We start from the raw sequence: 10078 nt of genomic DNA, 5'->3' as shown, positions 1-10078 counted from the left end.
GCCGCCGATGCGCCGCAACGTGGCCTGCAACCGCGCACTGACCGCATGCCGCGCCGCGTCGCCCGGCTCGAACGCCATCCGCCAGTTCGACGTCGTGGCGCCGATCGCGCGCACGAGCGCGAGCTGCCGCGCCACCTCGTGCCGCACGTGCGACTCCGGTTCGCTTTCCGGCACGCGATCGGTCAGCAGTTCATACGGGTTCTCGCGGCAATGCGCAAGCCGCAGCGGAATGCCCGCCAGCCAGCACATCATCGCGGCGGGCAGCGGATTCTGGCTGTAGACGGTAAAAACCGCGGCCGCGTCGAAACGGCCGGCCAGCAGCCGATCGATCATGTCGAGATCGGCGACCGGATCGCCGTGCGCGTCGGGGTGCTTGACCCATGGCGCATCGTAGGTCCACACGTCGTCGACCATCGGCAGGTGCGTCGCCAGCGCGGCGCCGGTGCGCGACGTCAGCAGCGTGAGCCGGCGCCCCTCGCCGCTCTCCTTCAACGCGCGCAACGCGGGCGTCGTCATCAGCACGTCGCCGACGCTGTCGAGCCGCACGCACAGGATGCGTCGTGCGCGACGCCACGCGGCGTTCATCGCCGGCCCCAGGTGCCGTGCCGCCGCACGGCTTCGCGCGCGACGATGTCGGCCGCGCGGTCGACGCGATCGACGACGTGGTGCGGCGTACGCGCGGCGCCGGTGCGCCATTCGGTCTCGTGCCCGCAGTCGACGAGGATCGTGCGGCAACGCGCGGCGCGCCCGGCCTCGACGTCGTCGAGGATGTCGCCGATCATCCAGCTCCATTCGGGGACGACGCCCAGCGTGGCCAGCGCGCGACGCAACATGCCGGGGCGCGGCTTGCGGCAGACGCAGTCAATCGTATAAGCCGGCACGCTGCCGCGCGGGTGATGCGGGCAGAAAAAAAATCCGCCAGTGTCGCGCCGTTTGCTTCGAACAGTTCGGCGAGACACCGGCGGACCGCGCCAAGCTCGTTTTCGGTAAAGCGGCCGAGCGCGACGCCCGGCTGGTTCGAGACGACCACGATCGGCATGCCGGTCGCGCCGAGCGTGCGCAGCGCGCGTGCCGCGCCCGGTGCGAGGCGCATCCGCGCCGGATCGACGTTGTAGGGCACGTCGTCGAGCAACGTGCCGTCCTTGTCGATCAGCACGGCCCCCGGCAGCCCCCTTTCGCGCTTCAAGGCCATGACGTCTCCTTCATCGGCAGCACCATCACTTCCGGCACCACCGTGCCGGGCGGCTGCATCAGCACGAAGCGCACGGCGGCCGCGACGTTCTCGGCCGGCTGCAGCGTGTCCGCGTCGATGTCCGGGAAGCGGTCGAGCAGGAACGGCGTGCGCATCCCGCCCGCGACGATCGCCGACACGCTCACGCCGGCCGGCCGCAGTTCGGCATGCAGCGCGTGCGACAGGCCGAGCAGTCCCCACTTCGTCGCGTGATAGGCGGACGCGTTCGGCCATGCGCGCTTCGACGCGGTCGACGCGATGTTGACGATGTGCCCGGTGCCGCGCGCCTTCATCATCGGCACGGCGGCGTGGCACATCAGGTACGGGCCGAGCAGGTTCGTCATCAGCACCTGCCGCCATGCGTCGACGCTCACGTCGTCGATCGGCGCGGTCACGTCGATCGCCGCGTTGTTGACGACCACGTCGAGATCGCCGAGCGCTTCCCGCGCATCGTGCACGACCTGCAGCACGGACGCCTCGTCGCGCACGTCGAGCGGCCGGCCGACCGCCTGCCCGCCGTGCCGTTCGAGCCGCTGCGCGACGGCGGCCGCGCGGTCGCCGTCGAGATCGGCGACGATCACGTGCGCCCCGTGCCGCGCCAGGTCTTCGCAAATGGCCTCGCCGAGCCCGCGGCCGCCGCCGGTCACCAGCGCGACGCGGCCGGCGAGCGGCGCTTGGGTCGAATCGTGTTTGACGTCGTTCACCTGCACCTCCTTGCGAACGTCCGGACGCATCCGGACTGGCTGTGTGACGCTTGTCGCGACAAACGTCGATGCAGGAGAGACAGCGAGAACCGTGCCGACTGGCCGGCGCCCGTGCCGCGTCGCGCGCCGGCACGCCATCGCTGGCTTTTTTATAAGCTGCTGTAAAAACCGCCCCGCACGGCCGCGCTCAGATCGCCAGCGCGTCCGGCGTCGCCTGCGCGCGGCGCTTCGCGAGCGCACGCAGGCAGTGCGCGAGGCAGCCCGCGAATGCCTCGTCGAACCACGGCTGCGCGCCCGACACGCCGACCACGATCCCGCCGAGCGCGACGCCGCCCCACAGGTTCGTATCGCCCGCGCGCAGCCGGTACGGCTCCAGCGCCTGCACGACGTGGCCGTCGCGGCCCGTTTCCCACGACAGCCGCGCCTTCGCACGCGCATACGCCCGGTAGTCGGCGTCCCAGTCCTTCGGGTCGGGCAACGAGAACTCGTACAGGATCGCGTCCTCGAACGCCGCGTCGCGAGGCCCGAGCGCGGGATCCATGATCACGATGTGCAGGCAGCCGCTGTCGCCGACGAAGTCGCTCTGCAGCGCGGCCGACAGGCTCGGCAGCAGCAATTCGACCGCGGCGACCGCGGTCGGGCGGTCGACGAACGCGCTACCGGCGCGGCGGCCGGTCAACGCTTCGGGTGGCGGGTTGGACATGGGTGTCTCCAGAGGGAAATGCGAGTGCGCGCAGCGTCGCGATCCGGTCGGCCGTTGCCGCGGGGTGGGTCAGGTCAGCGTGGAAACCGGCCTCGACCGCGCGCGTGGCCGGACAGCGCCAGGCCCTCGGGCGGCGCGCAGCCTTCTCGCTCACGCGCGGCGTCGATCCGGCGAATGACGCGCGGCTGGCAGCGCATCCGCCGGCGCGCAAACACGGCCACGCATGCCGCATCGATCGCGAACATGACGAAGCCGCCGCACGTGCCGATGACGATCACGAGCACTGCCCGAGCGGCGTATCGTCGGTTCCCGTGGTCATGCGTGTGCGAGGCGGTTCGCGGCGCGCCGGTTCGTGCACGAGCGCTCAGTGGTGCGGTTTGCGCTCGCGGTCGCGCTCGACGGTGCCCGGCTCGGGATCGAGCGCGGCAGGCTGCGTCGGCGTCACGGTGCGCTGGTCGGGATGCAGCACCATCCGCGAATCGGCCTGCTCGCCCTCGTCACGGCGCACCCGCACGCGATTCTCGACGTCGCGCACGCCCATGCAGCCGTCGGCCAGATCCTCGATGCCATGCTTCATCCATCGCGCCGGCACCGTGCCGTCCAGTTCGACGCGGCCGTCCTGCACCTGCACCGTGACGTCGCTCACGTCGATGTCGAGTGCATGCGCGAGCCGCTCGCACACATCTTCGCGGATCCGCTCGTCCGATCGCGTATAGCCTTTCGGCCCGCGACGATTGCGCAGCGCGTCGCGTTCGGCGTCGCTGCCGAACCGCGACAGGTCGGGGGCGTCGCCGCCGTAGCGCCGATTGCCGTACGGGTCACCACAGGCGCGGTCGCGGTCGTACCCGCCCATCCGGTGATGCCCGCGAAACTCCGGGGGAACGCCGCGGTACGGGCTTTCCCCCCCGTCGCGGCCCTGCGCGTGATAGTCGCGTTCGCCGTAGCCGGGATCGGGGTCGCGCGCCGGCCTGCGCGGGAAGTCGCCCTGCCGGCCCGCATCGGCCCCGCCGCGCCGCTGGCCGACCGGCCGCGCCGCGCGTTCGCTCCATTCGCTGCCCCAGTCTTCCGGACCGACGTTCTCGCTCGCGAAGCGGCGGTACGCCGGCTCGTCGCCCGCGTCGGGCCATCGCGCCGGATCGTCCGGGATGTCGCGCTCGCCGGCGCCTCGGGGTGCGCGTTCGTTGCGCTCCTGCCAGTCGGGCGGGCCACCGCGTTCGCCGTGCCGTCCGGGATATCGTCGTTGCATCGTGCCCCTCCTTGATCGCACCTGCGCCTTGCATGGCCCCATGCCGTGTCACGGCGCGCGTCGGTCAGGTCGAATGCAAGTCGCGTGCCGATGGCGTGGCCGGTGGAAGACCGACGCGCGTCGCGACGTCGATCGGCTGGCGGACGCGAGAATCTGCAATGCGATTGCAGTTTTTGCGTGCCGGGCGCGTCACGGCGTGCCGTCGTCGCCCGCTTCGTCCCCGTCATCCGGTTGCGTCGTGCGGCCGGGCTCGCTCAGCCGCTCGGTGCGGTCCGGCTTGATGTCCATGCCTTCGTCGAGGGTCGAATCGCCGTCCGCCGACGCGCGCTCACCCGTGCCCGCACGGTCCGTATCGCTGTCGAGCGCGGCATCGCCGCGTTCGAGCGCGTGATCGTCGAGCGGCGAATCGACGTCGAACGGATGACGCCGCGCGCCGGCCGTGTCACTGCCGCTGTCGGACGAGTCGCTCGGGCCCAGTGCGCGGCCGTCGCGGCCGCGGCTGGCATTGTCGTCGTCCGGGTCGGACGGTTCGTTGTCGGGGTTCAGCGTGCTGTTCATGTCGTGCTCCTTGCGAGGCTCGCGGCCGCGCGCAGCCGCCCAACGCGGCACGGCGGGCGGAACGCAAGCGTGTGCAATCGGCATGCCGCGCCGCACACCGGAACCGATTGCGCGCGGCCGGAATGGCGATCGGCACAACCGATGCGCGCTCATTGATCAGCCGAATTGAGTTCCCTTATGCTTTCGGGGGTGCCAATCCGATTCGTACCGCCGCTGCCGGCCCGCCCGACGGCGGCCGGGCGGCGCTTGCCCGCCCGTCTTCGACAAGCTGCTCCGATGATGAAAGACGACATCAATCCTCGCTCGCCTCCCCCGCCGCTCGGGCAGTCCGACGCGCGCGACCTGTTGCACCGCTTCGCCGAGTTCCGCTTCCAGACGGTCGTCGAGTCGATCACCGACTACGCGGTGTTCATGCTCGATCCGCACGGCAACGTCGCGACCTGGAACGCCGGGGCCGCGCGCATCAAGGGCTATCGCGCCGCGGAGATCGTCGGCCACCACTTCTCGCGCTTCTATCCGCCCGACGCGATCGCGGCCGGCCGGCCGTCGCTCGGGCTCGCCGAAGCGGCGGCCAACGGCCACTTCGAGGACGAAGGCTGGCGCGTGCGCAAGGACGGCTCGCAGTTCTGGGCGAACGTGACGATCACGCCCGTGCACGATCACTCGAACCAGCTCTGCGGCTACATCAAGATCACGCGCGACATGACCGAGCGCAAGCGGCTCGAGGAGCTCGAAGCGTCGACGCACCGGCTCAGCGTGTTCATCGCGATGCTCGCGCACGAGCTGCGCAACCATCTCGCGCCGTTGCGCCATTCGGTCGGCGTGCTGCAGAGCCTCGCCAACCCGGCGCCCGCGCTCGCGCAGTGCCGCGACGCCGTGCATCGTCAGGTCACGCAACTGACGCGCCTCGTCGACGACCTGCTCGACGTCGGGCGCATCACCGCCGGCAAGCTCGAGCTGAACGACCGCCCCATTACCGTGCGCGACATCGTGTGCCGCGGCGTCGAAAGCATCCAGCCGAAGCTGGCCGCGCGCGGGCAGCACATCCACGTCGATCTGCCGGCCGATGCCGTGCCGCTGCATGGCGACGATGCGCGGCTCGTCCAGGTGCTGCACAACCTGCTCGACAATGCGTCGAAGTTCTCGCCGCTCGGCGGACGCATCGACGTCGGCGCCACGATCGAGGGGCCGGTCGTCGCGATCCGCGTGACCGATCGCGGCGTCGGCATCGCGCGCGACGCGCTCGAAACCATCTTCGACCTGTTCGAGCAGGAAAGCGGATCAGGCCGGCGGCCGGCCGAAGGCTTCGGGCTGGGGCTCGCCATCTGCCGGACGTTCGTCGAACTGCACGGCGGGCGCATCTCGGCCGAAAGTGCCGGGCCCGGTCACGGTGCGACGTTTACGGTGCGGCTGCCGATCGACCGCATGGCGCGCGCGACCCGCGGCGACGTGCGCGGGCCGGTCAAGTCCGTGCAGACGGACACGACACCGCTCCGTATCGTCATCGTCGACGACAATCGCGATTCGGCCGACACGCTCGCCGTGCTGCTGCAGGTGAAAGGGCACGCGCCGCGCGTCGCCTACAACGCGCACGACGCGCTGGCGCTCGCCCGCGACTACGCCCCGCAGCTGATGATCCTCGACCTCACGATGCCCGACGTCGACGGCTTCACGCTCCTGCACGAACTGCGCGCGATCGACGCGCTGCGCGACACGACCTGCGTTGCGCTGTCGGGACATGCCAGCGCGGCGGACCTGGAGCGCACCGCACGCGCCGGCTTCGACGACCATCTCGTGAAGCCCGTCGAAATAGCCGTGCTCGACGCGCTGCTGCAGCGCGTCGCGCGCCGGGTTCGTCGCACACCGTGACCGCCGTGCTCAAGCCACCGCGCGACACATCGCCGCGCATGCTTCACACGCGAGCGCGCAGCGGCGGCAATGATCGTGTGCATGCCGCTGGCATTCCGCCGCACACAAGTCGCAGGCCTGCGCGCACAGCGCGCAGACGCTGGGCGTGAGCACACTGCGGCGCACCATCGCGCCCGACGCGAAGCGGCACAGCTGCGCGCATTCGATGTCGAGCGCGATGCAGTCGGCCAGCGCCTGCGCGTCGCGTTCGGCGAGGCACGCGGCCGTACACGCATCGCAGGCGTGGGCGCACGCGTCGCAAGCGGCCATGCAGTTGTCGTAGGGATCGTTCATCGCAGTCCTCCCGGTTTCGGTTGGCATCGTCATGGCGTCAGCTTCACCTTCATCCAGCCCGGCTCGCGCGTGTCGAACGCGCGATACGCATCGATCGCATTCGTCAGCGGCTCGCAGCGCGTGAGCACCGACAGCGGGTCGAATGCGCCGCTGCGCACGAGCTCGACGAGCGGCGGCGTCACCGTTCGGTGATTGCAGTTGCCCATCTTGATCGTCAGGTTGCGGTTCATCGCATCGCCGATCGGAAACACCCGCGCCGCCGGCGGATACACGCCGATCACCGCCACCGTGCCCGCTTTCGCGACCGCGCGCACCGCCCATTGCAGCACCTGCGACGGCCCGTCGCCCGGCACCCAGTTGCGGCCGTCCGGCTTGCGGTGCGGCGCGATCGCCTCGACTTCCGCATCGAATGCCTGCGCCGCGTCGCGATCGGCCGCGGCCGGCCCGTGCGTCGCGCGCATCGCGTCGACGCCCACCGCGTCGATCACGCGATCGACGCCGATTCCGCCCGTCAGCCGCAGCACCGTCTCGACCGGATCGTCCTCCGCGAAATCGACGATCTCCGCGCCTTGCGCACACGCCATCTCGAGGCGCGACGCCACGCGGTCGATCGCGATCACGCGCCCGGCGCCCATCAGCTTCGCGCTTGCGATCGCGAACTGGCCGACCGGCCCCGCGCCGAACACGGCGACCGTATCGCCCGCGCGCACTTCCGCGAGCTGCGCGCCGAAATAGCCGGTGGGAAAAATGTCCGACATCAGGATCGCGCGATCGTCGTCGATCGCATCCGGCAGCCGAATCAGGCTCGCATGCGCAAGCGGCGTGCGCGCGTATTCGGCCTGCAGCCCGTCGAACGCGCCGCTGTCGGCCGGACCGCCGAAGAATGCGGTACCCGCACGCGGGCCGCCCGGGTTCGCGACGTCGCATTGCGCGGTGTAGCCCGCGCGGCAATATGCGCAACTGCCGCATGCGATCGTCGACGGAATCAGCACACGGTCGCCGCGCCGCAGGTTGCGCACGTCGCGCCCGACCGTCTCGACGATGCCGACACCCTCATGGCCGAGGATCGTGCCCGGCTTCATCCCGCCGAGGGTGCCGCGCACCATGTGCAGGTCGGTGCCGCAGATCGCGCTGGCCGTCAGGCGCACGACCGCGTCGGTCGCGTCGGTGACTTCGGGATCGGGCACCGTGTCGATGCGAATGTCGCCGATACCGTGAAATACGACTGCTTTCATATCAGGTCCTCCTTGTTCGAACGTTCTCGGAACTGCCGAGAAAGCAATCGAGCAAGGAATGAGCCCTGATGTTTATCACCTGAAATCCTCTCCGCGGTGCGGAGAGCATTCATCGGTTCACGGCGCCAAGTGCGTCGCCGAGGCACGACCGACGCGCCGCGCGGCCACCTTCGGCTCACGGCCACGTCGATTGCCGAGCTCTTCCTGTCGAGCCCGTGGCTGGCAAGCCTTACGGAGCGTTATCCCGAAGCGACCATCGACATGACCGTCACGGACGAAGCATTCGACGTCGTCGCGCGCGAAGACGACGCTTGGGCGGCCGTCAATCCGTCACCCCGCCCACGACCGGATATTCGCCCGCATCGCGCCGGCCGAGATTCCGTAACGATCGTGCAGCGTCGGCAGCGCACCCGCGGCGAGATACGCATCGGGCAACCCGATCTGCCGGAACGGCACGACAACGCCGGCCGCCAGCAGCGCGGTCGCGACCGCTTCGCCGAGCCCGCCGATCACCGTATGATTTTCGGCGACGATCACCATGCGCCCTTTGCGCGCCGCCTCGCGGACGATCGTCGCCGTGTCGAGCGGCTTGATCGTCGGTACGTGCAGCACCGCGACATCGACGCGATCGGCTTCGAGTGCCTTCGCAACCTCGAGCGAACGCATCGTCATGATCCCGGACGAGATCAATAGCACGTCGTTGCCGTCGCGGAGCAGCTTGGCCTTGCCGAGTTCGAAGCGGTAATCGTATTCGTCGAGCACGGCCGGCACGTTGCCGCGCAGCAGGCGTGCATACACCGGCCCCTTGTGCGCGGCGATGGCCGGCACCATCTGTTCGATGTCCAGCGCGTCGCACGGATCGATCACGGTCATGTTCGGCATCGCGCGCATCAGCGCCAGATCCTCGGCGGCCTGGTGGCTCGGCCCGTAGCCGGTCGTGAGCCCCGGCAATGCGCAGATCAGCTTCACGTCGAGATTGTCCTCGGCGATGGCCTGATGGATGAAGTCGTACGCGCGGCGCGTCGCGAATACCGCGTAGGTCGTGACGAACGGCTGCGCCCCTTCGTGCGCGAATCCGGCGGCCGCACCCATCAGCAGCTGCTCGGCCATTCCCATCTGGTAGTAACGCTCGGGAAACGCCTTCGCGAAGATATGCAGGTCGGTGTACTTGCCGAGATCGGCCGTCATCCCGATCACGTTGGCGTTCGTGCGCGCGAGTTCGGTCAGCGCATGGCCGAACGGTGCGGAGCGGGTCACCTGCCCTTCCGCGGCGATGGACGCGATCATCGCGGAAGTCTTCAGGCGCGGCTTGTTGTCGACGGTGCTCATGCGTGTCTCCCTGCTTCGAGTGCGTCGAGCGCGAGCTTCCACTCGTGCGCGTCGACGCGGATGAAATGGCTCTTCTCGCGTGCTTCGAGGAACGGCACGCCGCACCCCATCTTCGTGTCGCAGACGATGATGCGCGGCTGCGGCCGGTCATGCCGGCGCGCATGGTCGAACGCGCGCTTCACCGCATCGATGTCGTTGCCGTCCACGCGTTGCACGTACCAGCCGAACGCTTCCAGCTTGTCGACCAGCGGCTCGAACGCCATGACCTGCGTCGACGGGCCATCGGCCTGCTGGTTGTTCACGTCGACGATCGCGATCAGGTTGTCGAGCTTCCAGTGCGCGGCCGACATCAGCCCTTCCCAGATCGCGCCTTCGTCCAGTTCGCCGTCCGAGAACAGGGTATAGACGAATGCGTCCGAGCCTTTGCGTTTCAGACCGAGGCAACGGCCGACCGCGATCGTCAACCCCTGTCCGAGCGAGCCGCCGGACATTTCCATGCCGGGCGTATAGCTCGCCATCCCGGACATCGGCAAACGGCTATCGTCGCTGCCGTAGGTTTCGAGTTCGTCGGCCGGCAGGATGCCGGCTTCGAACAACGCGGCGTACAGCGCGATCGCATAGTGGCCGTTCGACAGCAGGAAGCGGTCGCGCCCTTCCCACTCGGGATCGTCCGGGCGATAGCGCATCGCGCCGAAGTACGCGACGGCCAGTACGTCGGCGATGTCGAGCGCCTGGCCGACGTAGCCCTGGCCCTGGACTTCGCCCATCAGCACGGCGTTTCTGCGGATGCGGTACGCGCGCTCGGCGAGCGTGACCGCTTCATGGATCGTTTCGGTATCCATCGATTACTCCAGTATTGGATCAGAAGGT

10 protein-coding genes and 2 pseudogenes are annotated in these 10078 nt (G+C 69.5%); 1 reads left to right on the top strand and 11 read right to left on the bottom strand.

The window, feature by feature from the left end; genetic code table 11:
- The 7 genes and pseudogenes from G3N96_RS26700 to G3N96_RS26670 form a co-directional block, all read right to left on the bottom strand.
- Nucleotides 1-585, bottom strand: a pseudogene (locus G3N96_RS26700) (glycosyl transferase); the annotation flags it as partial.
- Nucleotides 582-1192: pseudogene (locus tag G3N96_RS26695) on the bottom strand (HAD-IIIA family hydrolase). The pseudogenes G3N96_RS26695 and G3N96_RS26700, both read right to left, overlap by 4 nt.
- On the bottom strand, nucleotides 1183-1965 hold the full coding sequence (locus G3N96_RS26690; RefSeq protein ID WP_206139047.1) for an SDR family oxidoreductase: 783 nt from the start codon (nucleotides 1963-1965) through the stop codon (nucleotides 1183-1185). Before G3N96_RS26690 ends, G3N96_RS26695 begins: the two are co-directional and overlap by 10 nt.
- Before the next feature lie 157 nt (nucleotides 1966-2122).
- The gene (locus tag G3N96_RS26685; RefSeq protein WP_206139046.1) at nucleotides 2123-2638 is read right to left on the bottom strand and encodes a hypothetical protein; all 516 of its coding nucleotides are present in this window, start codon (nucleotides 2636-2638) and stop codon (nucleotides 2123-2125) included.
- Nucleotides 2639-2712: 74 nt separating this feature from the next.
- Nucleotides 2713-2916: a hypothetical protein gene (locus G3N96_RS26680; RefSeq protein ID WP_206139045.1), complete on the bottom strand. Its 204-nt coding sequence runs from the start codon at nucleotides 2914-2916 to the stop codon at nucleotides 2713-2715.
- A gap of 86 nt (nucleotides 2917-3002) precedes the next feature.
- On the bottom strand, nucleotides 3003-3884 hold the full coding sequence (locus G3N96_RS26675) for a BON domain-containing protein (protein WP_206139044.1): 882 nt from the start codon (nucleotides 3882-3884) through the stop codon (nucleotides 3003-3005).
- A gap of 189 nt (nucleotides 3885-4073) precedes the next feature.
- Nucleotides 4074-4442, bottom strand: coding sequence for a chemotaxis protein (locus G3N96_RS26670; RefSeq protein WP_206139043.1), 369 nt, complete (start codon nucleotides 4440-4442; stop codon nucleotides 4074-4076).
- Between the two features lie 276 nt (nucleotides 4443-4718).
- Between G3N96_RS26670 and G3N96_RS26665 the strand changes: the two genes are divergently transcribed.
- Nucleotides 4719-6311 (top strand): ATP-binding protein, encoded by a 1593-nt coding sequence (locus tag G3N96_RS26665; protein WP_206139042.1) that lies wholly within the window; start codon nucleotides 4719-4721, stop codon nucleotides 6309-6311.
- 9 nt (nucleotides 6312-6320) lie between these two features.
- On the opposite strand, the gene G3N96_RS26660 is transcribed toward G3N96_RS26665, so the two are convergent.
- From G3N96_RS26660 to G3N96_RS26645, 4 genes are all read right to left on the bottom strand, one after another.
- Nucleotides 6321-6644 (bottom strand): four-helix bundle copper-binding protein, encoded by a 324-nt coding sequence (locus G3N96_RS26660; RefSeq protein WP_206139041.1) that lies wholly within the window; start codon nucleotides 6642-6644, stop codon nucleotides 6321-6323.
- Nucleotides 6645-6673: 29 nt separating this feature from the next.
- Entirely contained in the window at nucleotides 6674-7879 is a 1206-nt protein-coding gene (locus G3N96_RS26655) for a zinc-dependent alcohol dehydrogenase (RefSeq protein ID WP_206139040.1), read from the bottom strand.
- A gap of 330 nt (nucleotides 7880-8209) precedes the next feature.
- A complete protein-coding gene (locus G3N96_RS26650; RefSeq protein ID WP_206139039.1) occupies nucleotides 8210-9208 on the bottom strand; it encodes a transketolase family protein in 999 nt (332 codons plus the stop codon).
- Nucleotides 9205-10050 (bottom strand): transketolase, encoded by an 846-nt coding sequence (locus G3N96_RS26645; protein ID WP_124585718.1) that lies wholly within the window; start codon nucleotides 10048-10050, stop codon nucleotides 9205-9207. The genes G3N96_RS26650 and G3N96_RS26645 overlap by 4 nt, the downstream gene beginning before the upstream one ends.
- Nucleotides 10051-10078 lie beyond the last annotated feature (28 nt).

This window comes from Burkholderia sp. Se-20373 (assembly GCF_017104705.1).
Lineage (GTDB): Bacteria > Pseudomonadota > Gammaproteobacteria > Burkholderiales > Burkholderiaceae > Burkholderia.
Note: the sequence above shows the minus strand (reverse complement) of the source record. Positions and strands in the feature narration are given on the sequence as shown.